18 protein-coding genes and 2 other annotated features are annotated in these 25,293 nt (G+C 35.4%); of the genes, 16 read left to right on the forward strand and 2 right to left on the reverse strand.

The window, feature by feature from the left end:
- The first annotated feature begins 117 nt into the window (after nt 1-117).
- Together yeiL and BLV40_RS08430 are read left to right on the forward strand one after the other, a co-directional pair.
- Nucleotides 118-810, forward strand: a complete 693-nt coding sequence (gene yeiL / locus BLV40_RS08425) for a transcriptional regulator YeiL (RefSeq protein ID WP_026592354.1) — start codon at nt 118-120, stop codon at nt 808-810.
- 67 nt (nt 811-877) lie between these two features.
- The gene (locus BLV40_RS08430) at nt 878-1,618 is read left to right on the forward strand and encodes a metallophosphoesterase family protein (RefSeq protein WP_090688931.1); all 741 of its coding nucleotides are present in this window, start codon (nt 878-880) and stop codon (nt 1,616-1,618) included.
- A 310-nt stretch (nt 1,619-1,928) separates the two neighbouring features.
- Here BLV40_RS08430 and BLV40_RS08435 read toward each other — a convergent pair whose 3' ends face one another.
- Nucleotides 1,929-2,156, reverse strand: a complete 228-nt coding sequence (locus tag BLV40_RS08435; RefSeq protein ID WP_244525355.1) for a hypothetical protein — start codon at nt 2,154-2,156, stop codon at nt 1,929-1,931.
- Between the two features lie 66 nt (nt 2,157-2,222).
- On the opposite strand from BLV40_RS08435, the gene BLV40_RS08440 reads away from it, so the two are divergent.
- From BLV40_RS08440 to BLV40_RS08460, 6 genes are all read left to right on the forward strand, one after another.
- A complete protein-coding gene (locus tag BLV40_RS08440) occupies nt 2,223-2,471 on the forward strand; it encodes a hypothetical protein (protein ID WP_090688932.1) in 249 nt (82 codons plus the stop codon).
- 414 nt (nt 2,472-2,885) lie between these two features.
- Nucleotides 2,886-3,767, forward strand: a complete 882-nt coding sequence (locus BLV40_RS08445; protein WP_026593091.1) for a methyltransferase domain-containing protein — start codon at nt 2,886-2,888, stop codon at nt 3,765-3,767.
- 190 nt (nt 3,768-3,957) lie between these two features.
- Nucleotides 3,958-4,785 carry a DegV family protein gene (locus BLV40_RS08450; RefSeq protein WP_090688933.1) on the forward strand — a complete coding sequence of 276 codons (828 nt, stop codon included), beginning with the start codon at nt 3,958-3,960 and terminating at the stop codon, nt 4,783-4,785.
- 357 nt (nt 4,786-5,142) lie between these two features.
- Complete coding sequence (locus tag BLV40_RS28475) at nt 5,143-5,301, forward strand: hypothetical protein (protein WP_170833626.1); 159 nt, start codon at nt 5,143-5,145, stop codon at nt 5,299-5,301.
- A gap of 119 nt (nt 5,302-5,420) precedes the next feature.
- Nucleotides 5,421-5,660 (forward strand) — a binding site (T-box leader).
- 54 nt (nt 5,661-5,714) lie between these two features.
- Complete coding sequence (gene ileS, locus BLV40_RS08455; protein WP_090688937.1) at nt 5,715-8,816, forward strand: isoleucine--tRNA ligase; 3,102 nt, start codon at nt 5,715-5,717, stop codon at nt 8,814-8,816.
- A 427-nt stretch (nt 8,817-9,243) separates the two neighbouring features.
- Nucleotides 9,244-10,752: a M36 family metallopeptidase gene (locus BLV40_RS08460; RefSeq protein WP_090688940.1), complete on the forward strand. Its 1,509-nt coding sequence runs from the start codon at nt 9,244-9,246 to the stop codon at nt 10,750-10,752.
- Nucleotides 10,753-10,818: 66 nt separating this feature from the next.
- Here BLV40_RS08460 and BLV40_RS08465 read toward each other — a convergent pair whose 3' ends face one another.
- A complete protein-coding gene (locus tag BLV40_RS08465) occupies nt 10,819-11,298 on the reverse strand; it encodes a hypothetical protein (protein ID WP_090688944.1) in 480 nt (159 codons plus the stop codon).
- Nucleotides 11,299-11,571: 273 nt separating this feature from the next.
- Nucleotides 11,572-11,783 (forward strand) — a binding site (T-box leader).
- A gap of 105 nt (nt 11,784-11,888) precedes the next feature.
- On the opposite strand from BLV40_RS08465, the gene aspS reads away from it, so the two are divergent.
- From aspS to BLV40_RS08510, 8 genes are all read left to right on the forward strand, one after another.
- Nucleotides 11,889-13,187, forward strand: coding sequence for an aspartate--tRNA(Asn) ligase (gene aspS / locus BLV40_RS08475; protein WP_090688947.1), 1,299 nt, complete (start codon nt 11,889-11,891; stop codon nt 13,185-13,187).
- Between the two features lie 235 nt (nt 13,188-13,422).
- Nucleotides 13,423-14,187 (forward strand): vWA domain-containing protein, encoded by a 765-nt coding sequence (locus BLV40_RS08480; RefSeq protein ID WP_026593082.1) that lies wholly within the window; start codon nt 13,423-13,425, stop codon nt 14,185-14,187.
- Nucleotides 14,188-14,202: 15 nt separating this feature from the next.
- Entirely contained in the window at nt 14,203-14,973 is a 771-nt protein-coding gene (locus BLV40_RS08485; protein ID WP_090688950.1) for a protein phosphatase 2C domain-containing protein, read from the forward strand.
- A gap of 26 nt (nt 14,974-14,999) precedes the next feature.
- Nucleotides 15,000-15,365: an EsaB/YukD family protein gene (locus BLV40_RS08490; RefSeq protein ID WP_090688955.1), complete on the forward strand. Its 366-nt coding sequence runs from the start codon at nt 15,000-15,002 to the stop codon at nt 15,363-15,365.
- A 33-nt stretch (nt 15,366-15,398) separates the two neighbouring features.
- On the forward strand, nt 15,399-19,409 hold the full coding sequence (gene essC, locus BLV40_RS08495; protein ID WP_090688960.1) for a type VII secretion protein EssC: 4,011 nt from the start codon (nt 15,399-15,401) through the stop codon (nt 19,407-19,409).
- A gap of 119 nt (nt 19,410-19,528) precedes the next feature.
- On the forward strand, nt 19,529-19,798 hold the full coding sequence (locus BLV40_RS08500; protein ID WP_026593078.1) for a WXG100 family type VII secretion target: 270 nt from the start codon (nt 19,529-19,531) through the stop codon (nt 19,796-19,798).
- Between the two features lie 82 nt (nt 19,799-19,880).
- Nucleotides 19,881-22,553 (forward strand): tetratricopeptide repeat protein, encoded by a 2,673-nt coding sequence (locus BLV40_RS08505; RefSeq protein ID WP_026593077.1) that lies wholly within the window; start codon nt 19,881-19,883, stop codon nt 22,551-22,553.
- A gap of 26 nt (nt 22,554-22,579) precedes the next feature.
- The gene (locus tag BLV40_RS08510) at nt 22,580-25,222 is read left to right on the forward strand and encodes a hypothetical protein (protein WP_139265505.1); all 2,643 of its coding nucleotides are present in this window, start codon (nt 22,580-22,582) and stop codon (nt 25,220-25,222) included.
- Nucleotides 25,223-25,293 lie beyond the last annotated feature (71 nt).

The raw sequence follows: 25,293 nt of genomic DNA on the forward strand, positions 1-25,293 counted from the left end.
CTTTATAAATTTACATGTAATGTATCACGATTAAATCGTGAGCTACTATGACATATGTCATAGTGAAAGAAAGAAATTTTCTTTATAATTATAATGAATTACAAAGGTGGGGGATGTATGAAGAAAATATGTAATTCTCATAAGTTAGACGATTATGTGAAAAAGAATAAAATTGCATCATTTTTCAGTAATGACATGAAATCATATATGGAACTATTACTCTTTAAAAAGAATGAGTATATTTGTAAGGAGAATGAAGATATTCACTATCTGTATTTCTTTGTTGAAGGAAAAGCAAAGGCCTATAACACATTAAGTAATGGTAAATCTGTATTATTATGTTTTTATGATACCTTACAAATGTTAGGGGATGTTGAATTAATCCACTCTCAAAAAATTACTTCTAATGTACAAGTGATAGCTGATTCATATTGTATTGGTCTACCTTTAGAAAAAGTTAGAGAACAATTGCTGAGTGATGCAACTTTTTTAAGGTGTATCTGCGGTTCTTTAGCTCATAAGTTAAATAGACTTTCAAAAAATAGTACAATTAATTTACTGTATCCTCTTGAAAATAGATTAGCGAGTTACATTCTTGCGACAGGAGAATGTACTACACATACTAAACAAAGAATTATATTTAATGGAAATTTAACGGAAACATCGGAATTATTAGGAACAAGCTATAGGCACTTACTACGAACATTGAATACTCTCTGCGATAAAAGTGTAATAAGAAAGAATAATGGATACTTTGAAGTGATAAACATAGGTCTTTTAAAACAGCTCGCGGCAGATGTTTATAAATAAACAGAGTCTAAGTGTAGACATTTATAGAGTTTCGAAAGATTAGAATTTTGGAATGGCAGGTGCCCTTATGAAACAAAAAACAGCTATTATTTCAGATATTCATGGAAATAGTTTTGCGCTAGAAGCGGTGTTAAAAGATATCTCACATCGTAATGTGGATTTGATTTTTAATTTAGGAGATAGTATATACGGTCCTTTAGATCCTGTAGGAACAATCAAGATTTTAAAGGAGCATAAGATGAATCACGTTAGAGGTAACTGTGATCGAATGTTGTGGGAGCCTGTGCAAGATTCATCATCCACTCTAAATGAAGTGAAAAGGTTATTAACAAATGAGCATTTAAATTGGCTAAAGGAGCATCCTTCTCAATATATTATGGAAGATATCTTTTTCTGTCATGGAACACCAGATTCGGATGAAATATATTTACTAGAAAAAATGACAGAAGATGGCGGGGTATTGAAGACTACAGATGAAATTATGAAACACCTTCAAAACATAAAGCAACAAATAATTGTATGTGGACATACTCATATTCCTAGAGTTGTATATTTGCCAGATGGGAAAATCGTTGTAAATCCAGGGAGTATAGGTCTTCCAGCGTACAAAGATGACTTGCCGATTTCTCATAAAATGGAATCAGGATCACCGCTCGCTAATTATGCAGTACTGGAAAAGGAATCAACACGGTGGATTATCGAACAAATTTCAGTACCGTATGATTGGGAGAAAGCTGCAGAGAGTGCAGAGAAGAACGGGCGAGAGGATTGGGCGGTGGCATTACGAACTGGTCGCGTGGAAATATAGTGCTGGAAATCTTTATAGTCCATAGGTTCAGAAAGTAAAGTGAGTTTCTAAGTGTGGAAAGGAATTTGGGCGACATGGTTGAGAAGAAGTGGATAACAATCATAAGATTAAAACAAACCGAAGATCAGGAGTAGTGTCAGTGTTTTCTAACATAAAGTTTGTGGATGTTGTAGCATAGACTGCTTATCTTTTAAATTTCAAAAGCGCCATCTTAGTGATAAGAAACTTTTCCTTATCACTAAGTTAGTGCTTTTTTATGTTTACTTTAAAACTCCATCTACTAAAAAGAATAGGATTGAAAAAAGTGTGATTACGACTGTGAAAATAAAAATTCTGGAAATTCATCTGAATTTCTAGCATGTTTTTGTATAGAACCAACTGCTTTAAGAAAATAGTAATCTGCGCTTTCAACTTTAGCTGGTTCTAGCTCCACAGATCTTTTTTCTAGTTTATTAAATTGAATTTTTCCTGATTTTTCTTCCTCTTCACAAGGAAAAAAACGATAAACAACGATAAACAACTTCCTCTTCATTTTCATATTCTTTAAACAAATCTACACATAATCCCATATTTATTACTTCCTTTCTAAATAAGGAATGTTACCTTGATTTTACATGTATATCAACTTGAAAGTCTTCAAAATGCAAAAAAGAAAGATGTGTTATTAGACAAAGAAGCGCTGAAAAATATGAATGCTGTAATTACATTAAAATATAAAAGTGGGGATAAACAAGATTTCTTTGTACGGTTAGAAGGAAACAATAGGCAGATTATGCTTGTAGAGAGTACCAGTGAACAGCACGGAGTGGGTTATGAAGTAAACGCCAAAAATATCATTAAGTTGTTTAAATAAAGGCCGAATTTTGATATCGGAGGAATCAAGAAAGTGGCACAAATATTTAGTAATCCGATGTTCTTAGTTTTGATTCTTTTTTCAGCTCTTACGATTATGTTAGGTGCAATTGTTTATTTGAAACTCAAAAAATTATGAGTTATACCAATAATCGTTTGCATACTCTTCTTATTACTTGTGTTGAAATATGCAAATGAGACTTTTCTTTCTTGGGTTTTATATATACAATAGTATCTCTATTAGTTGGACTTTTCATTAAATCCATTTTGTCTAAATGAGTTTACCAGATTTCTAGATACATTAAATACTTATGGATATGCAAAAATGTTTATATATCTATAAAATATTTTACCATCTGCTCAAAGAAGCAAATGGAATCAATGCTTTCAATATAAATAAAAGGGGATGACTAAATTGAAAGAGTATGAATGGGATAATCAGTTAGAATATTTGAGAAATACAAGAGATCTATATTACAACGATGATTATATAAGTTTTTTGGTAAATGCAGTTTGGAAAATTTCTAAACCAGTTCATATAGTTGACTACGGTTGTGGATATGGATATTTAGGGCTGACCCTATTGCCTCTGTTACCAATAGGGTCTAGATATACAGGAGTTGATAAGGGTAAGAAACTAATTAATGAAGCAAGAGAGTTATTCCGAAGTCTTCCATATGAAGTAGAGTTTATTGAAGCAGATGCTACTGAAATCGAATTAGAAAGAAATTATGATATAGCAGTTTGTCATGCTTTTTTACTACATATGAACGATTCGAAGACAATGTTACAAAAGATGGTAGATTCGGTTGTTAATGGAGGCAGTATCATATGTTTTGAACCACACTGGATTTCTAATATGTCTTCGTATTACCTGAATAATCTGGAGCAATCTGAAATAATTCAGCTTGGTGTTCTGCAAAAATTGTTTGAAAAAGATGCAAAGCGAAATGGCGCGGATGGTAACATTGGAATGAAATTACCGATATATTTAAGTGAACTAGGTGTAGAAAAGATTGAGTGCAGGGTTAGCGATAAGGTGAATTTTCTTAATACGAATGAGATGCAAAGAGAGAAACAACAATTGTATCACGCACTTAAGGAAGAGGGAATCGGTAATACACCTGCTGAAAAGGATGGTTTTATTGAACGTTTAATAAGCCGAGGACTGACGTATAATGAAGCGATAGCACAGTACCAGGCAGAATTAAACTTCTCTAAAGAATTTACTTTAGAATCTTCTTTCGTCTATGCCCCAAGTATGAAAATCACTTTTGGAATCGTGAAGAATAAGTAAATATGTCGAAATAGTGTACGAATTTGGATAGAATCGATATTAATTTTGAAAACTTTGCTCAAATCATCCATATCCTATAGAAAAACAGAGATAGTCTTGTTATGATAACAAACATAGTCCTTTTCATAACTCAAATAGATAGAATAGTGAGATAAGTTTCAGGAAAGGATGTATACAAGGGAGGAACAGCATGAAGCGAGTTGCTTGGTTTACTGATAGTACAACTGCAAGCTGTACAACAAGTGAAGATAATTTTGTTATACCAATTGAAATTGTTATTAATGGAACTGCCTATAAAGACTGTGAAGAAGGTGTTCGTGAACGTGTCTACGATGCGTTAAAAGAAGGTGTAACCGTAACTACATCACAACCGAATTTAGGCGAGATGGTTGCTCTTTTCTCGAAGTGTAAAGAGGAATATGAAGAAGGATTTGCTTTCACAATTAGCGGGAAGGTAAGTGGTACCTATCAAAATATGATACTCGCAGCAGAAATGGCAGGATTTCCTCTAATCGTAATAGATAGTGAAACAGCAAGTTATCCAATGGATGAACTTTTAACAAAAGCACAAACGTTATACCGTGAAGGTATGACTTTACAAGATATACAAAAAACAATACAACACATTGAACGTAGTCCTTATTATGTATTTCCGAAAGATCTAAAAGGTTTATATGCAAGTGGACGTGTGAAGGGAGTGCAGTTTATACTAGGTAGCCTACTAAGCGTGAATCCAATTTTAGAAGTACAAAACGGAGAAGTTGTGATGACAAAAAAAGTTCGTAAAATACAAAAGTGTAAAGAGTATATGCAAACTGAACTTGAAAAAGACACTCCGAAAGTGGTACATGTTTTTCACGCTAATGATGAAGCAGGGGCGAAAGAATGGATTGCCGATTTTAGAGAAGTATTTCCTGAAATGAAGTTTCAAATTTACCCACTTCCTATATCTTTTGCTGTTCATGCAGGCGCTGGAACAATTGCGATTAGCTTTTCGAAAGGGGAAAACCGTGAATAATTCACGGTTTTTTTATGTTTTTGTTCTCAGTTTTATGTAAATGGAAATAATTCGGAAATTTAGTAATAAGTATAGGACAAGTTTGTATTCATATAACGAAAAATACGCTATTCTTTTTATAATTAATTTTTTAAAAGAAACAGTATTTTTGACGGGAAAATATAAGGGGAATGAAAAAGCCTAGGAATTTTGTTTCTGGGTTTTTTAACATGTTTGTTTATTAAGGCGTTGTACCTTTTCATGGCTATAATCTAATTTTGTTTTTCCACAAAAACAAGAAAAGATAACATAAAAGAAGAACACTAAATATGTAGAGAAAGCATTTGTTAATCTGAATTTTATTTCGATTCTTCAGATTTGTTAGTTCGATACAACAGAACATGCTATTTAGCTGTTTTAAATCGAAACGAAGAGGCAAAGGCAGAACTTGAAACAGTTCTTCATGAAGATAAAACTGGATTTTTTGCAGAACTTGGAGAAGAAGATGAAGATTTAGAGGAAGTATGGGCACGATAAAGTAATAGAAACTTTTCACGATGTATAAAATACGAAATTAGGATGAAAATGAAAATATATTTTTGAATTGATTGACAATTATCTGTTTCATGGAATAAAATAACTTTTAATAAAAGTATACAAATCTGAAGACGAGAAAGAGTAAAATATCGTACTGTTCCCCAGAGAGCCGGCGTTATGCTGAAAGCCGGTGTACAGACTTTATTTGAAAATCATCTCCGAGGAGCCGTGGCTGAATAGAGTAAGCTCGGACGGATGTCTACCGTTACAAAGAACGCGTATGCTAGTACGTTGCTAAGTGCTATTGGTTAAAATACTAATAGAATTAGGGTGGTAACGCGGGTAAACCCGTCCCTACTTATAGGGACGGGTTTTTTGTGTGCTTTTACAAAATTTCAAAGGAGTGATTGTAAATGGAGAAGGTAGATGTAAAAGAATTAGCTGTAGGAAGAGAAACACGAATTCGTAAGCAGTGGAACAAGCAGAATATCTTTGAGCAATCCATTCGGAATCGTGAAGGCGCACAATCTTTCGTTTTTTATGAAGGACCACCAACTGCAAATGGATTACCGCACGTTGGACATGCGCTTGGGCGGACGATTAAAGATGTAGTAGCAAGATATAAAACAATGACTGGATACAAAGTACTTCGAAAAGCTGGCTGGGATACACATGGATTACCGGTAGAACTAGGAGTGGAAAAGCAACTTGGTATTTCTGGTAAACATGAAATTGAAGAATACGGAATTGAACCATTTATCCAAAAGTGTAAAGAAAGTGTATTTACGTATGAAAAGCAGTGGCGTGAATTTACTGAGAGCATCGGATATTGGGTTGATATGGATGATCCGTATGTAACTTTGCAGAACCCTTATATTGAGAGTGTATGGCATATTCTTGGAACAATTCATGAAAAAGGGCTGCTATATAAAGGGCATCGAGTTTCACCGTACTGTCCAAGTTGTCAAACACCACTTAGTTCGCATGAAGTAGCGCAAGGTTATAAAACAGTAAAAGATTTAAGTGCGACTGTGAAATTTAAAGTATTGAATAGTGAAAATGAATATTTTCTTGGGTGGACGACAACCCCGTGGACGTTGCCTGCCAATGTAGCTCTTGCTGTACATCTGGATATGGAATATGTGAAAGCAGAGAAAGATGGAACCGTTTATATTGTTGCAAAAGAGCGTGCAAATGATGTGTTAAAAGAAGGCTATCAAGTATTATCTACTCATAAAGGAGCAGAATTAGTAGGTATTTCATATACAGCACCATTTCCTATGGACGAAGTTACGAATGGATACCGTGTTATTTCAGCAGACTTTGTTACGGGAGATAGCGGGACGGGACTTGTTCATATCGCACCAGCTTATGGAGAAGATGATTATAAAGTGGTGCAACATGAAGGATTATCGTTCCTTCATGTTGTGGATGAGCAAGGTAAATATACAGAAGTTGTTCCGTTTTTAAAAGGGAAGTTTGTGAAAGAGTGTGATGTGGATATTGTTCGTTATTTAGTTGGGGAAGGATTGCTCTATCATAAAGAGAAATATGAACATAGTTATCCGCATTGCTGGCGCTGTGATTCACCACTTCTCTATTATGCTGGAGAGAGCTGGTTTATTCGGACAACTGAAATTAAAGAGACGTTCTTACAGAATAATGATGCAGTTACATGGTATCCAGACCATATGAAGCATGGGCGATTTGGAAAGTTTTTAGAGAATATGGTGGACTGGAATATTAGCCGAAAACGCTACTGGGGAACATCGTTAAATGTATGGGAATGTGAAAACTGTGATCATCAATTTGCGCCGAAGAGCATCGAGGGATTAAGAAAGCATAGCAGAGGGCAGGTAGAAGAAAATTTAGAACTGCATAAACCGTATGTAGATGAAGTGAAGGTATGCTGTGAAAAATGCGGTGGCTTAATGAATCGTACGCCAGAAGTAATTGATGTTTGGTTTGATAGTGGTTCGATGCCATTTGCACAGTATCATTATCCATTTGAAAATAAAGAGCTTTTTGAGGAACAATTCCCAGCGGATGTAATCGCTGAAGGTGTCGATCAAACGCGCGGTTGGTTTTATAGCTTATTAGCAGTAGCGGCTTTATACACTGGAAAAGTACCATACAAACGTGTATTATCTCTCGGGCATGTGCTAGATGAACAAGGACAGAAAATGTCTAAAAGTAAAGGAAATGCATTAGATCCAGTAGACTTAATTGAAAAATTTGGTGCAGACGCATTAAGATGGGCTCTTCTTGTTGATAGTGCATCTTGGAATGCAAAACGATTTTCTGAAAGAACTGTCCAAGAGGCGAAGTCGAAACTTGTAGATACACTTGTAAATGTATATAGTTTTTATGTTTTATATGCAAACTTAGATGAATATGATTCAAAAGAGAAGTATGAGGTAAAGCGAACGAAATTAGATGAGTGGGTATTATCACGTCTTCATAGTACAACGAAAAAAGTAAGAAGTGCATTAGATGAGTATCAATTTACAAATGCAGCTCGTGAAATTGCGACTCTTGTAGATGAGGTAAGTAACTGGTATGTAAGACGTTCACGCAGTCGTTTTTGGGAGTCTGGCATGAATCCTGAAAAGACCGCGGCGTATGAAACACTTCATGAGGTACTTGTTACACTTAGCAAGTTACTTGCTCCATTTACTCCTTTTGTAGCAGAAGATATTCATCTTAACTTGGAAGGAAGTAGTGTTCATTTGACGGATTATCCAGTAGCAGATGAAACACTTATTCAATCAAAGCTAGAACAAGAAATGGATGCTGTTTTACAAGTTGTAGAACTCGGACGTAGCAATCGAAATCAATATGCATTAAAAGTGAAACAGCCATTAGCAGAGCTTGTATTACTAGAGCATCATGAGCAGAAAGTAGACTGGAAATCCTACCGTGATATTGTTATGGAGGAATTGAACGTAAAAGCATTTCATGTAGAATTAGATGAAACAAAGTATACATCGTATCAATTAAAGCTGAATTTTAAGACGGCAGGACCGAAATTCGGGAAGAACGTCAATGTTGTAAATCAATGGTTAAAACAATTACCGCAAGAAGAAGTACAAAAATTTGTTGTAGAGGAAAAGGCAATGTTTAAGCTTATCTCAGGAGAAGAAATTACAGTATCAGTTGAAGATGTATTGGTAGAACAAGTGCCAAAAGCAGGATTTTCTAATACGACAAACGGACAATATACGGTAATGTTAGATACAAATGTTACAGAGGAATTGTTACAAGAAGGAGTGGCACGTGAATTTATTCGCGCTGTTCAAGAGTATCGAAAACAGTTAAATTTACCCGTTAACTTGCGAGTAGATGTAATCCTTGATACAGAAGATGAATTACAGAGAACATTAACGAAACATCAAGGTTTATTAGAAGAAAACTTGTTAGTAAAGCAATTTACATTCCAAACGTTAACACAAGAGGAAGATGAAATTTCTTTAGGTGAGAAAACGGTTCGAATCAAGTTGAGTCCAGCTAGCTAAATCACAAAAAGTAGTATGTAATCGAAGACACAGTTACAAAATCCTGTATGAATCATGCAGGATTTTGTTTTTATTCTGCGAAAGAGACAGGGATTATTAGCTGTTTGTAGTTGAAAATGCTAGAACAACATAAGTGATATCAAAACATCAGTATTCTTTTTGTTTAGAATAAATGTAGGAGTAGTAATTATGAACGATCTGGTGCAGGACATGATTGAATAAATTGAAGATCATCTTAAAAATCTTTTTCAAGTTTGGTTAATCTCTATAGCGAATAATATCTTTCGAAAGTATTTATTACTTTGATACACAAATATTGAGAAAATATTACTTTATATTTAATGAGAAAAAGAGAAAGGTAATATAATTGTTTTTATAGAATTACTCGTACATTCAAAATTTATGAAGAGAGTGGAGAGTGGTTCTAATGTTCAAAAAAAGAGTAGTGGCAATTGCTACAGCAATACCGTTAGTGCTCGGTACAGTATCTACTGCTTCAGCGGTAGAAGAGAAACAAGTAAAGATAGACAGATATTCTCCTCAGGAAAAAGCAGCCGAATATTTAAAAGCGAATGCTTCGCAATATGTATTAAAGTCAGATTTATCAGACCTACAGTATATTTCAACAACAGATACACAGGTAGCTTCATATGTTAGATTTCAACAAGTAGTAAATGGTGCACCTGTATTTTCAAGACAAATAACGGTGACCCTTAATGGAAAAGGTCAAGGGTTACTTGCAGTTTCTGATTATCAGCCTGTGCAGAGTGTGAAAGACATAAAGCAAAAGATTAGTGAAAAAGAGGCAGAACAAAAATCAAAGGCATATGTTGGAGGAGAAAGTGAACAAAATTTATGGGCTCCAACAATGAAAGAATTTGGGTATGTCATTGAAGAAGGTGTTGCTATTCCAGTATACCGAGTTGTAGTCCACTCCAATCAACCATTTGGTGCGTGGGAAACAGTCATTGATGCTGAGAGTGGAAAGTTAATTAAAAAGGTTGATATAAACCGGAAGGCGGAAGGGACAGGGAAAGTGTTTATGCCTAATCCTGTCGTATCAAGTGGCAGCTTAACTGGTTTAAAGGATAATAATGATGCAGATTCCACAGCATTAAATAATCAATTAAAAACAGTTACTTTAAAAGGTTTAAATGGGACGGGATTTTTAGTTGGAGATTACGTCACTATTTCTTCAAAGGCAAAAACAAAATCTTCAACCCTTCAATTTAATTACACACGTTCAAATGATAGTTTTGAAGATGTAATGGCGTATTATCATATCGATACTTTACAACGTTACATCCAACAAATAGGTTTTAATAATATTAATAATCGTTCTATTAAAGTAAATGTGAACGGAACGAGAGATGATAATTCTTTCTACTCTCCGTCAACAAAAGCTTTAACATTCGGAACTGGTGGGGTAGATGATGCAGAGGATGCAGGAATTATTGCACATGAGTATGGGCATTCGATTCAAGATAATCAAGTTCCAGGGTTCGGAAATTCTGCAGAAGGCGGGGCAATGGGAGAAGGATTTGGAGATTTCTTAGGTGCAACTTATGAGAATGCTACATCAACTACAGGATATGGAAAAGCATGTGTAGGAGAATGGGATGGGACTTCTTATTCCAGCTCTAATCCAACATGTTTACGACGGTTAGACAATAATAAAGTGTATCCAAGGGATATTGAGAACGAAGTACATGCGGATGGAGAAATTTGGGCACAAGGTGAATATGAAATGGCGCAAGCTTTTGGTCGTGATGTAACAACAAAAATCATTTTGCAGTCCCATTGGTCACTTACTCCAAATGCGACATTCCGTGATGGTGCCAAAGCAATAAAGCAAGCAGATGCACTACTTTACGGAGGACAACATGCAGCGGAAATTGATCGGATTTGGGCAGCGCGAGGAATTAGTACGAATTAATAGTGATAATAAGAAAAGAGCCGCGATTCTTCATTTAATCGCGGCTCTTTTCTTAAGAATACATAGTTATTTTGTAGATTCCTTAAAAACAAAATGCTCTTTAAACTTTCTCCCTTCCACTTTCTGGCCACTTCGCATTGCACGGAAAGGATGCTCTTGCCATGTAATCATGACATCTACTTTATCTGCTTTTACGGAAACAGGAAAATTCGCATGTTCAAATCCTGTTTTCCCACTTGCTAATCGAGCTTCTTTTAAAGAAAACAGTTCATATTTTGTCTCTGTTTTTGGTTCATTTCGAAATACTTCTACTCGAACGTTATAAACTTCAGTTTTTCCGATGTTTTGTACGGAGAAGTGATAGGTGTGAAAAACACCTTTTTTAGATTGTAACATGCCTTTGTCGGTTTTCTTTACTTCATCAATATTGACTTTCCATTGTTTTGAATTCTGTGAGCTGGGTAGTGATTGTGGGGAATAGGCGTACACTTGATTTGTAGTAATCATGCATAATAGCAAGAGTAAGGAACTGACTGTTTTTTTCATGTATAGACCTCCAGGAGAAATTTACTAATAATATGTGTGAAAAACAAATTGTTATGTAGTGAAATAAGAGTTTTTTGAGAAGAATGGGATTCATGATCTAAAAAAATTACAAGAATTTGAATGAATGTATCCAAAAGATCAAGTACGGATATTTTTTCATAAAAGGGAATATAGTAAAAGGATCACGGGGAATGAATTTAGAATTAAATTCAGAAAATAATAAAAAAACACCTTGCATTTTCTCTTTTAAAGGAATAGAATACTCTGTAAATATAAAAAGCGATGAACAGGAAAAGTACATGATGCAAGGGTCTCCAGAGAGCAATCGATTGCTGGGAAGATTGCGATACCGCATGATGGAAAGACATCTGTGAGCGTTGTTTTGAACGTGATGATTAGTAAAAACAAACGGTACCTACCGTTATCAGGTTTAAGATGGTCAGTATGACAATTTGGGTGGTACCGCGGAAAAATCCGTCCCTATTTATAGGGGCGGATTTTTGTGTTTTTTGAAAGGAGGTGAGTGGCTGTGGATGATGACGATGACAACAATAATGTAAATAAATATGAGAATATAGGAGGGGAAAGTAATGGGTCAAACAATGAAGCGGTCACTCGTTCGTGAATGCAAAATATGTAGTAAAAAGGTAGTTTTACTACAAGGTTGGGTGAAAAAAATTCGTCATTTAGGGAATATCAGTTTTTTATTGTTACGTGATCGAACAGGTGTTATTCAATGTGTATTAGAAAAAGACTTGGCCGGATATAAAGTAGATGTAGAAAGTGTTGTTCAAATTATTGGCGAACTTGTGGAAACTACAAAAACAGAATTAGGTGTCGAATTGCTTGTAGAAGAAGTAACGGTGTTAAATACTTCTGAACCACTTCCTTTTGAAGTGAATAAAAGAAAACTGCAAGTTGGTTTAGATCAAATGTTGAATGAGCGCGTTATATCGCTTCGGCATGAACGGATACAGGCTATTTTTACGATTCAATCTACGCTCGTACAGGCATTTAGTGAATTTTTACTAGAGAACGATTTCACACGTATATTTACGCCGAAAATCGTTTCACAAGGAGCGGAAGGGGGAGCGAATGTTTTTAAACTCCCTTATTTTCAAAAAGAAGCGTATTTAGCTCAATCTCCACAGTTTTATAAACAAATGATGGTAGCAGGTGGTTTGGAACGTGTTTTTGAAATCGCTCCTGTTTATCGAGCAGAGCATCACAACTCTTCCCGTCATTTGAATGAATATATTTCTTTAGACGTAGAACTTGGGTTTATTCATGATTTTCATGAGGTAATGGCATTAGAGGCAGATGTTTTACGCTATATGTTTGAACAAGTAGGCCGGAAATGTGAAAAGGAATTATCGCTCTTACAAGTTACGGTTCCAATCATTACAGAGATTCCAAAGATTACACTTACAGAAGCGCGGCGTATGTTAAAAACAAAGTATCGAAAAGACTCACCAGCAGCTGATTTAGATACAGAAGGGGAAAAACTACTTGGAAAATATGTGAAAGAAAGGTACGGAAGTGATTTTGTCTTTATTACACAGTATCCGAAAGAAGCGAGACCGATGTACACGATGCCGAATAAAGAAAATCAGGCTGTTACGGATTCTTTTGACTTATTGTATAAAGGATTAGAAATTACATCAGGTGCGCAGCGAATTCATGAGTATGATATGTTACTTGCTTCATTTAAAGAAAAAGGATTACATCATGAAAAATTCCAGTCATATATCGATACATTCCGGTATGGCTGTCCGCCGCATGGTGGATTTGGAATTGGATTAGAAAGGCTTGTATATAAACTTTTAGAATTATCGAATGTGCGAGAAGCGAGTGCATTTCCGAGAGATTGTACGCGTCTTGTGCCATAACTATAATAAAAACTCTTCATATAATGGAGAGTTTTTATTGTATTTGAGAAAGAAGTTGAGAATGAAAAATAACATTTGTCCGTGGAAGATGTATTCTTTTAATCATAAATTATTATATTGATAAATAATAGGAAAAAAATTCTATTATGCATTGAGAAATAGAAAATTCATACGTTATAATAAACTATGAATATAGAGAATACTTGTACAATTTTTGTGAGAAAGGGTATGGAAAATGTTATATCAAACACAAGCAACACAGCAAACACCAGCGTATATTATTTACCTACTTGATGTGAGTGCATCAATGAATCAGATGATGGATGCAGGAGGAGAGGAGAAGCGACGTATTGATATTGTGACAGATGCTCTTTCTTTAGCAATTCGCCAAATGGTGTTTCGTTCTACGAAAGGTAGTCGATTGTTGCCGAGATATCGTCTATCTATTTTAGCGTATAGCGATCATGTCTTTGATTTATTAGGAGGCGTAAAAACAATTGATGAAGTCGCGAGATTACGTCCGTTAGAAAAAATCCAAACACATCGTTTAACAGATACAGCAAAAGCTTTTTCAGTAGTAGAAAAATTATTGCAAAATGAATTGCCAAACTTGCAAGAGGGGCCAGCTCCCGTTGTTTGTCATATGACAGATGGAGCATCAACAGGTGAAGATCCAGAATCAATCGTACAACGTATTATGAATATGTCAGTACCAGATGGGAAGGTACTCGTTGAAAATATATTTATTTCAGATGAAATGATACAAGAGCCGATTTCAAATATTAAACAATGGAAAGGCATTATGCCAGATACAAACATTTCGGACGAATATGGTGCAAAGCTCCAGCGTCTTTCCTCACCTATTCCTGAAAGTTATCGTGAAATGATGATTGAACATGGATTTCATATTGCGGATGGAGCACTTATGATGCTGCCTGGTACGAATGCTGATTTAGTATCACTTGGCTTTCAAATGTCCGCTGCTACGCCAGTTCGATAGGAGGTGGAAGGGAAGGTGATACATACTTTGCCGCAAGTGAAAGAAACGCTGTTGCAGAAGCAGAGCACGGAATATTTTACATATCGTTATAGCTATTTTAGAGCGAAGGAAACACAAGAATTAAATGAAACCGGACAGGATTTTTTAGCGTTCCAAGTAAGTGGAAATCGTTTTATATTTGTACTATGTGACGGTGTTGGAATGTCTTTTCATGGAGAAATCGCAGCCGAATTTCTTGGGACAAGATTATTAGAGTTATTTGAAACTTGTTTGGATAAGAAACAAGATTTTTCCACTATTTTGGACAAGAGTTTACAAGAGTGGGAGAAAGAAGCGATAGAAAAAGTGGAAGCGTTTCAGTTGCCACAAGATACCCCTTGGTTACTCCGGGATGTATTGGAAGAAAAACGAAACCACGGCAGTGAATCCATGTTTATTGGTGGAACAATTGAAGTAATTCCAAATCGAAATGAAGTGAATATCATGGTAGTTGCGCATGGGGATTCATTCTTGCAGTTATTTCAAGAGGATAAGAAGTGTCTTGATTTGATAGAGTATGAGAGAAATACAGAAAATAGATGGTCTACTCATCGCGGAATACTTGGTGGGGAGTTGAAAGTTATTTCGAAAACCTTAGCCAGAAAAGAAGCAAATCGGCTTGTCATACATTCAGATGGTTTGATGCCACTCCTTCATTATGATTTTGAAGAAGTAACAGAGGAAATCAAACGGGCACAGAGCTCTCCGACAAGCGATGATATTTCATTCCTTGATATTTCTTGGTAAGAACATGAGGAAAAAGGTGAATAAAGTTGGAAGAAATTATTGTGACGTACATAAAGCAGTCAAATGAAGAAATAGATATTGCGATTCCCAATGATGTAAAGGCGGAACAAATTATTGAAGCGATTTTACATCATGAAAAGATAGATGAAACATTAAGTGGAATCTATGAAATTCGAGCAGCAAAGGATAAAGAAGAGTGGCATTCTATTCGTAATGATGAGACTTTGCGAGATAATGATGTCTGGGATGGTCAATATATTATGTTGCATAAAAAAGGAGCAATCATTCCTTCTTTTGAGATGTTACCAGCAAAAGAGCAACATAACGAATCTGTCATACCTGATGTGCCTTCTGATGAAGGTGAAGGTTATGTATGGAAAATGATTGAATAGAATGTTTTGTGAAAGAGGAAGGAGAAATGTTTTGTGCAGAAATCACCATATTTTCAGCGCTCTCCGCGTATGAAAGTAGATATACCAACTGGAAATATCGTCATTCATGATCCGCCAAATATACCGGAAGAACCGAAGTTTTCAATTGAAACAATCATATTGCCAGCGGCGATGACACTTTTAACATTTATATTATACTTTGTGATGATGAAAGTGATGAAAATGAATTCAAGCTACTTGCCGCTTATGTTGGTTTCTAGTATCCCGATGTTAGGGTCCTATATATTTACAGGAATGGGGTATATACGCAATAGGAAAGAACATCGTCAAATGGTTGAACAATTGAAAACAAGATACTTAGAACAAATTCAAAAACACCGAGTAGAGTTAGATACATTAAAGGTTGAACAAGCGAAGTATTTGATTACTCAAAATCCAAGCCCGTTAAAAAGTGTGCAACGAATTGAAAATCGAGAAAGTAATTTATGGGAAAGAACCCCGGAAAGTCCTGACTTTTTAGATATTCGTATTGGAACAGGATCAAGACCATTTTTAGTTGAATTAAAAGTTCCCGAACAAAGGGGTTATGAAGAAAATACATTAGTTACAGAAGCTCAAAATGTGAAAAGGGACTTTACAACAATTCCCAATGGGCATATTTCAATCTCTCTGAAGAAAAATGATGTAATTGGTGTAGTTGGGAATAAAGAAGATAGATTGAACTTTATTCGAACTGTAACAACACAAATTATGACGCATCATGCTCCAAATGAAGTGAAAATAGCAGCTTTTTATCATGAGAGAGAGAAAAAACAATGGGATTGGATGAGGTGGCTTCCGCATGTATGGGACGAGCAACGAAGCATGCGTTTTTTAGCGGAAAATGAACAGAATGCTCAAAAGTTAGCAGAATCGTTGTTTACACCGCTTAATATGCGTCGAATCTATAATTCTTCAGCACAAGCAGATGAGAAAGTACCATTAATTCCAATGTATATTTTCTTCTTATCTGCAAGAGAATTTTTAGAAGATGATCCTCTTATTCCTATGTTGCTCAGAGAAGGAGAAAGTGTGGGCGCTTCTACATTCATATTTGCAGAACAAAAAGAACGATTGCCAATGGAATGTGATATTGTTATTAGCTTAAATGGAGAAAACGGTGAATTAGTTGAAACATTTTCGAACTCGGCTGAAAATAGTGGAACGACACGTGCTAGTTTTAAAGTGGATCGTCTTTCGTTTGAACGTTGTGAATTAGGCGCTCGTAGTATTGCACCGATTCGAATGAAAAGCTCTACAGCAGCCAACATACCGAAAGTATTAACGTTTTTAGATTTATTCCAAGTGAAAAAAATGGAAGAATTACAAGTTTTAGATCGATGGAATGAAAATCGCTATCCAACTTCATTGCCGGTACCAATTGGAGTAAGGGAAGGAAGTAAACCTGTATTTTTAAATATCCATGACAAAATTGAGAAAAAAGGACACGGACCACATGGACTAATGGCTGGTACGACAGGATCAGGGAAAAGTGAAGTTATTCAGTCTATCATCGCAGCCTTAGCTGTTACTTATCACCCTCATGAAATGGCATTTATGCTAATTGACTATAAAGGTGGAGGAATGTCCAATACATTTTCGGGGTTACCGCATATCATTGCATCGATTACAAACTTAGAAGATCCAAATTTAATAGAGCGTGCAAGGATTTCATTGAAAGCGGAGTTAGAAAGAAGACAAAAACTGTTCATTCAAGCTGGAAATGTCCAACATCTTGACGAATACTATGAAACAACTTGGCGTGAGAAAGAGCCATTGCCGCATTTATTTATTGTTATTGATGAGTTTGCCCAAATGAAAAAGGAACAACCAGAATTTATGGATGAACTGATTAGTGTCGCTGCAATTGGTAGAACGTTAGGGGTACATTTATTACTGGCAACGCAGAAACCATCTGGAGTTGTCAACGATAAAATTTGGAGTAACTCTCGTTTTCGTATTTGTTTGCGCGTACAAGATGACGCAGATAGTCGTGAAATGCTAAAAATTCCAGATGCATCTAAAATTAATGTTCCTGGACGTGGATATTTACAAGTTGGTAGTAATGAGATACTAGAACTCTTCCAATCAGCTTGGAGTGGAGCACCATATAGTCCAGATGAAGAGAAGGTTGTAGAGATCGTTGATTTCACAGAAGTAAAGCTTTCGGGTAAACGAATAAAAGTGAAAAAGCGACCGAAACCTATGACGAATAGTCCAAAGCAATTACAAGCATTTATTCGATATATACAAACAATATCTGAGAAAGAAAATATTAAACCATTGCCAGGACCTTGGTTAGCGCCTTTACCAGAGAAATTATTATTAAATCGATTCTATGAAATAGAGAATTGGAACATGGATTTATGGAAACAAAGAGAAGAAGATTTGCAGGTAACGGTAGGATTGATTGATGATGTCGCAAATCAAGCGCAATATCCTTTGAAATTGGATTTACAAGAGGGCCATTTAAATATTTATGGCATGCCAGGAACAGGGAAAACCACTCTATTACAAACAATTATTATGTCTCTAGCGTTGTCTCATACACCAGAGGAAGTAAACTTCTATGTGGTTGATTTTGGTCGCATGTTTTTAGACTTTAGAGATTTACCACATGTGGGTGGAATTGTACAAGAAGACGAAATTGAAAAAATGAAACGGTTGTTCAGCTTTTTGAGGAAGGAAGTCACATATCGAAAAGAATGTTTTTCTGATATGGGAGCAAAATCTTTCGCGATGTATAACCGGATGGTAGAAACAAAGATTCCAGCTATTGTCGTCATGATAGATGGTTATATTAGATTACGAAGTGAGTATGAGAAGGAAAATGAAATTTTAGAGCAATTATTACGTGAATCAAGTACGTATGGTATTTATTTTTATTTTTCGCTCAACCAAACAACCGACATGTTTGACCGTGTTCGTAACAACATTCCGATGGCAATTTCGTTTGAATTACAAGATAGAACAGAATATTATAGCTTAATTGGAAGACCGAACTTCCCATTAATTGATGTGCCATCTGGTCGTGGTTTAACAAAAGGACAACCGCCAGAATTATTCCAAGCAGCATTACCTTTCATTGGGGAGAATGAATTAGAATATTCTCAGCAGTTAAAAACAATTATTCAAAAAATGGATAGAGCTTGGAATGGAGAGAAAGCAAAGGCAATTCCAATGGTTCCAAAAGAGTTGTTCGTTGAAGAAGTGCTAGAGCAATCAGAACCTTCACAAATTTGTGCTGGTATTGAAACAGAAGATATTCGTTTACAAAGCTTTTCATTAGAAGAAATGACAAATATTTTTATTGGTGGAAGAATTGAAGGTGGTAAGACATCATTATTACAAACACTGATTTTTTCTCTTACCTATCAATATGCACCTGAAGAAATTGAATTAATAATGATTGATTTAAGCGAAAGAACAACAGGTATTTTGGCTTTAGGAGAATTACCTCATGTTAAAAAGCGCATAACTGATGACATGCAATTAAAAGAACTGTTAGATGAGTTACTTGAAATAATAAATAGCAGAGAAGTCGTAACACCACCTTTGAATCCAAATGAAAAAATAGAACTTCCATACTCGAGGATTATGATTGTTATTGATGATATTGATCAAATATTGGCGTTATTATCTGCTGATTTTGATGCGAAAAATAAAATGGAGCAAATTGTCCAAAATGGAAGAAATAAAGGAATTCATTTTATTACAGCTGCTACGACTTCAAGTGTAAATAGTTACTCTCATGAAAAATGGTTTGCAGAAATTAGAAAACGAAGCTTTAGCTACTTATTAGGTACTACGCAAAATAACGACTTGTATTTCTTTAATATAAAACTACCACATGTAGAAATGGACCGAGAGCTAAGTAGCGGTGAAGGGTATTTTGTACGCAGGAAGCAGATTAAAATAAAATGTGCTTTTACGCCTTTACATTTGCTTCAAGATTTAAAGCAAAAGATTGCTAGAAAATGGATAGAATCGACAAGAAGGGTGTAAAACTGGGGTAATTTACAAAAAAATAGTATTTTTTTGTAAATTACCCCTTTAAATATTGTGTGAATATAGTTTATAATCTAATTGTTACAATATTAATTGATTGAAAGGGGAAATACAGGATGGAAATTAAAATTACGCCTGAAGAACTTGATCGAATTGCTGGTAACTTTATAAAAGCAGCAGGTGAAGCACAACAACAAATCAATAACCTTGGAAATGACATTGGTAATTTAAATGGTCAATGGTCAGGGTCAACACAAGCAAAATTCAATGCGAATTTTAATGAAGCTAAACAAGAAATGAACAAATACATTCCAATTCTACAACACATTTCTGATGAATTGAAAAAGATTGCTACTAACTTCCGTAACGTGGATAACTCATATTAATAGTAGAACAATTGCAAAAGGCCAGGAGCTATTGTTCCTGGTCTTTTCTTTAAAAATCGTCATATGAGAGTAAGGGGATAAAATGGGATTTCGACCAGAAGTAGGAGAAAAAATATCTTTTCATACAGATGTTTATAGCTTTACAAAACATCCAGCAGTTATTGGTATTGAAATGCCATATGGACAAGAAGGTAGACAAGGGATTGTATACCAGCTTCAGCATGAAAATAGTCCAGAAAGAATTGCATTAAAAGTTTTTAAAGAACGCTATCGTGATGAAAAACATCAGCTGGCATTTTTAAAGCCGCTTTCTCATCTAGTAGGGCTTAAAGTATGTTCACGTTACATTGTTACGAAAGAGGAACACACAGCAGCTATTGAGAAGTCAGAAGAACTTGCTAATAGTATTGTGATGCCGTGGATCGAAGGACCAACCTGGGCAGATATTTTACAAGAACAAAAATTCTTATCAAAGCAACAATGTTTTTCGATTGCCGAGGCGTTTCTTACAACGTTAAAAACAATGGAAGAGAATGAAATTGCACATAATGATTTATCATCTAGTAACATATTAATTCCTTATTTAAGTGAGAATCCAATTGAAGGTCAACATCATATTGAACTTGTTGACGTTGAGCAAATGTATGGCCCAAAAAGCAAAAGGCCTTCTCTGTTACCAGCAGGTTCAGCAGGCTATGCGCCACAATTTTTAAAGGGTGGTGTATGGCAAAAAGAAGCAGATCGCTTTGCTGGAGCCGTTTTACTAAGTGAAATATTAGGTTGGTGTAGTGAAGAGGTACGAAATAAGAAATGGACAGATGCTAGCTATTTTAAAACGGAAGAAATGCAGACAGAATGTGAACGATATACATTGATTAAACAGGTATTACGTAATCAATGGAATGAGCAACTTGCGCAGTTATTTGATCAAGCATGGAATAGTAAGAATTTCATAGGATGTCCGAGTTTTGCACAATGGTACGATGCATTTAATAGTGTTAGAGATATGATTAAAATTGATGCGGAGAGAAAACTAGAAGAAGAGCAGTCTCTTTTTGTATCGAAATGTTTGGAAATTGCAAGATTACTAGAAGAGAAAGGCTTTAAACAAGCAGCGTTATTTGAGTATAAAACGATTTTCAATTCATCACATCCATCAACTGCTCTAAAACAAGAACTAGCTTATATCATTCGGACGATAGAGAGTCAAGAACCTGAAATGAATCACAAACGGGTGCTACATGGTTATTTGGAATTAGCTACTGAATTGGAGAGAGAAAACAATGCACATTTTGCTTGTTTCGTCTATTCACGAATCGTACAATTTCCAAACATTGATCAAGCGCTAAAACAGGAAATTGAGAGTATCATTGAAGAGATAACAGAACAACAAGAGGCAAATGTAACTGAAGAAGTAGCTGCTACAACAGTTCCAAATAGCATTTTGCAAAACCGTAAACAGACAAAGAAACAAGTTGAATATGATATAGATGATGAAATTTTAAATGCCAAAGCATCGAATCAACCGCTCACATTAACACATGAACAAAGAGAACCATCTGCATTCTCAAAATGGTGGGGTAAAAATAAAAAGCGTATACTCATTGTTGGGTCCATTGTAATTGTAGTTGTTGGGGGGACATTGTCGTATTATTTCTACACAAAGAACTCAAAATACCAACAATTTATGGAACAAGCACAGCAAGCGTATCACGATAAAAAATATAAATTAGCAGAAGAAGCTGTAACTCATGCTATCGCAGTAAAAGGGAAAGATGAAGCACATCTTCAATTAGCGACAGTTTATGTTGCGGAAGGAAAAAATAAAATCGCTATCGACTATCTTACTAAATTAATAAAAGATAGGGAAATTGATAAAGACAATAAAGAAGCAGCATATTTATTAGCCACAGCAAACTTTCGGATTGGAAAATACCAAGAAGCAGTACCGAATTTTGAGCAGGCACTTGCAAACAATGCAAAAGGAATTGAAATGTATAAAAAAGATGCGATGCGTGACTTAGCCGTTAGTCACATGAAAATGAAAGAGTTTGAAAAGGCGGAAAATGTAATCGTTAAAATGAGTACAAATACAGATGAAGATAAGGCAATCGTTTCTTATTTAAAAGGACAGTTAGCAACTGTAACCGTCCAATTAGATAAAGCTGAAGCATTCTTTAAAGAAGCTATTAAGCAAGACGATAAAAATACTACATATGTAGTTGAACTTTCCAATCTATATGTACTTTGGAATAAGACGAATTTAATTGATAGTGCAAAAAAAGAAGGCAACTACCAGCAAGCATCACAAGTATTGCAAAATGCAATCCAAAAGAATCCCCAAAATATTGAGTTATTAAATCAATTAGGAATCGTTTACTACGAGGCGGGGCAGTTTTATGAAACACGTGATGGTGGCAAGAGTAATGCTGCATATCAGGAGGCCTTAAAGGCATATAACGGGGTTGTAACTAGCGGTATGCGCGATATAAATACACTTGTTAATATAGGGATTTTATACGACAAAATAGGACAAGGAAATGAAGCAGAACGTTTTTTCTCTGAAGCATATTCGCAAAATGATGAAGACCCACATGTGAATTTTGCGTACGGAATGTTTAAAATTAAGCAAAAGAAATATGAAGAAGCAAGTCGATTCTTAAGAAAAACTGTACAAGCTAATGAAAACCAAGCTGAAGTACAAACGGCACAAGAAAAGTTAGCAGAAATGAAAACAAATGGCTGGATCCAATAAAGATGGGGAATGGGGAGAAAAGCGATATGGAAGAAAATAATAATTTAGGTAAGAAAGTAGCAATATCTATTATGTCAGCAGCTTTATTAGGTACATCCGGATATCTTATTTATGATAAAGGTTTCAATAAAGCTGACAAAGAAGCAGTAAAATTAGCAAGTAATACAGAAGAGAAAAAGGATGATCGTATTACCGGTGGAAACGGTTTACAATCTATGTTTCCTAATTTAATTAGTGACCCAGCAAAAAAAGATGAAAAGCCAGGAGAAAAACCAAACTTTAACTTAGCAGACCTAATTGGAAATAATAAATCACCGATTACACCAGTAACCTATAATCCAAACGAAGTGGCAGTTGATAAGAAAGAGCCGGAATTTAAATTATCTGATGCACCAGCACCACCAAAGGTTGACTTACCAACTAATATGGGGGGGCCGGTGGTAGATCCGAATAAGCCAGTAGATCTGAGTAAGCCAGTAGATCCCGGTACACCAGTGGATCCGGGTAAGCCAGTGGATCCGGGTAAGCCAGTAGATCCACCAGTGGTACCAGATCCACCAGTGGTACCAGATCCGCCAGTGGTACCAGATCCACCAGTGGTACCACCAAAGCCGCCAGAGCCGCCAGTGGTACCACCAAAGCCGCCAGAGCCGCCAGTGCCGGATCCTACACGCCCAACGATAACAGTATCGCCAAAAACGGGTGATATTTTAGTGGAATGGTATACGACAAATGGAGATAAATATAGTACTGTGTTCTTTGGCGAGTTTTATAAAGCACAAGGTCATATAAAATTAGTTGATGGCATGACGAATACAGATGATCGTGATCAACTACAACTTCTTTCTCAAGTTGGTGCCTTACCAAATGATGCAAAAAAAGCATCTTTACTATTGGGTATTTCAGATTCCGCTCAACTTGAGAAGGCGGGAAGTTCAAATAATGAAAAGTTATTCTATATAAGAAACCAACTTGCCTTATTACAAGATCCTGCTTTTAAAGATCAAGAATTTGACCGTTTTAAAGAAAATAAGAAATATGTAATAGAAAAGTTGTCTAAAGATATTTACGACGTAGCGATTCAGGAAGAAAAGGAAGATTTAAATGCAGCTTTGAGTAAATATTATTTATTAACCTCTGTATTGCAAGGAGTAAACGAAGACTTGCAAAGAGATGCTTACAATAGAGTTCAAGTTATTTTTAATCAGATGCTTGAAGATGAATTAAAGAACATGGTGCAAGATAAAGTTGATATTCCAACTGTACCAGATTTAAACCAAGATCAAGAACAAAAAACAGTATCTGAAAATGAAAAGAAACAAGAAGAAAAGTCAGGTAGTCAAGAAGGTAAGAAACAAGAAGAAAATCCAGATAGTCAAGAAGGTAAGAAACAAGAAAAAAATCCAGGTAGTCAAGAAGGTAAGAAACAAGAAGAAAATCCAGGTGGTCAAGAAGACAAGAAGCAAGAAGATAAACAAACTCCTGGACAATGGGCTATTGAACAAGTTGCACAGTATATCAATGAAGGAAAATGGAAAGAAGCAATTACACTAGCAGATTATTATATTGATCAAACAAAAGAAGCAGAGAAAAAATTATTACAAGATCAGCAGAAGGATGCAGTAGAGAAATTGTTAGCGCAATCTAATTCTGAAGAAACTTCCCCAGAAATAGCGATACAAAACTATCATTTTATCTTAAATGTGAAAAATGTAGTTGCTGAGCAAAAAGAGCAAGCAAAACAACTTTCATTACCTGCGATGTTAGAAGTAAAAGCTGATGAAGCATTAGTAAAGAAAAATTATTATGATGCAGTATCATATATGGCAAATTCTATTCGTAACGGAAATAAATATGTTCGTGCATTTGAGAAGTTACAAAATAGTACGAATTTACTTTGGGACCAAGCAAATGGAGAATGGACACGTTTAAAAGGAAAGACAGGTTGGCAAAGTGAAGCGAAAAAATCTGTTCAACCATCTTTAGAATTGATATCGTATTTGAAAGACATTTCTCCAGCAATTGTTGAGGATGGAAGAGTCAATGAAGTTATTAAAAATGCAAATCGAAAACTAGAAGGAATTCAGCTCCTAAGCTTAGCGGTTTACGAGGACAGTAAGAATGATGAAGCAAGTCAATTAAATGCTTTATACTATTATGGACAAGCTTATGAACGTGGTACTGCTGATGCGGGAGATATGAGTAATATTTTAAATAAATTGATTAATAAGGTACGGAATATTGAAATATCAGATCCAACAAAAGCTACTAAATTATACCAAATTATCTATACAACTCCTGGAGCAAAAGATCTTGGTTTCCAAGATGCAATCCGAACTGCTATTAATTATTTGAGTGACTTCAATGTTGCTAATCAGTCTTTCAAAAATTATGCTAAATCGTCAAATGTTAAAGATATAGCAACAGCTGTTTTTTATGCAAATGAGGCTATAAAAAATGGTTATTCAAATGATCAAAGTAAAGAGACAATGAGAATAATTGCTCAGACAATGATTAAGGCGGGGCAACATGCACTAACAGGAAATGACTTAAACACTGCATATATGTACTTTGAGTTTTTAACACGTACAGAGTATGAGTTCATTCCTCAGGATATTCGTAATCAAGCGGATGAAGGAATAAAAGCTATAAAAAGTGCTACAAAATAATAAGGAAATAGAGTTCGCCATCTTATCTCAAGTAAGATGGCGAATCTATTCTCATTAAGGGGTGAAAGAGG

It is taken from the genome of Bacillus sp. 166amftsu (assembly GCF_900107445.1).
GTDB classification, from domain to species: Bacteria; Bacillota; Bacilli; order Bacillales; family Bacillaceae_G; genus Bacillus_A; species Bacillus_A arachidis.

Excerpts from the sequence above, each read along its gene's own strand:
- BLV40_RS08480 (WP_026593082.1), top strand. The coding sequence starts at position 13,423 with ATGTTATATCAAACACAAGCAACACAGCAAACACCAGCGTATATTATT.
- aspS (WP_090688947.1), top strand. The coding sequence starts at position 11,889 with ATGGGTCAAACAATGAAGCGGTCACTCGTTCGTGAATGCAAAATATGT.
- BLV40_RS08510 (WP_139265505.1), top strand. The coding sequence starts at position 22,580 with ATGGAAGAAAATAATAATTTAGGTAAGAAAGTAGCAATATCTATTATG.
- BLV40_RS08430 (WP_090688931.1), top strand. The coding sequence starts at position 878 with ATGAAACAAAAAACAGCTATTATTTCAGATATTCATGGAAATAGTTTT.
- BLV40_RS08450 (WP_090688933.1), top strand. The coding sequence starts at position 3,958 with ATGAAGCGAGTTGCTTGGTTTACTGATAGTACAACTGCAAGCTGTACA.
- yeiL (WP_026592354.1), top strand. The coding sequence starts at position 118 with ATGAAGAAAATATGTAATTCTCATAAGTTAGACGATTATGTGAAAAAG.
- ileS (WP_090688937.1), top strand. The coding sequence starts at position 5,715 with ATGGAGAAGGTAGATGTAAAAGAATTAGCTGTAGGAAGAGAAACACGA.
- BLV40_RS08505 (WP_026593077.1), top strand. The coding sequence starts at position 19,881 with ATGGGATTTCGACCAGAAGTAGGAGAAAAAATATCTTTTCATACAGAT.
- BLV40_RS08500 (WP_026593078.1), top strand. The coding sequence starts at position 19,529 with ATGGAAATTAAAATTACGCCTGAAGAACTTGATCGAATTGCTGGTAAC.
- BLV40_RS08460 (WP_090688940.1), top strand. The coding sequence starts at position 9,244 with ATGTTCAAAAAAAGAGTAGTGGCAATTGCTACAGCAATACCGTTAGTG.
- BLV40_RS08465 (WP_090688944.1), bottom strand. The coding sequence starts at position 11,298 with ATGAAAAAAACAGTCAGTTCCTTACTCTTGCTATTATGCATGATTACT.
- BLV40_RS08435 (WP_244525355.1), bottom strand. The coding sequence starts at position 2,156 with ATGAAAATGAAGAGGAAGTTGTTTATCGTTGTTTATCGTTTTTTTCCT.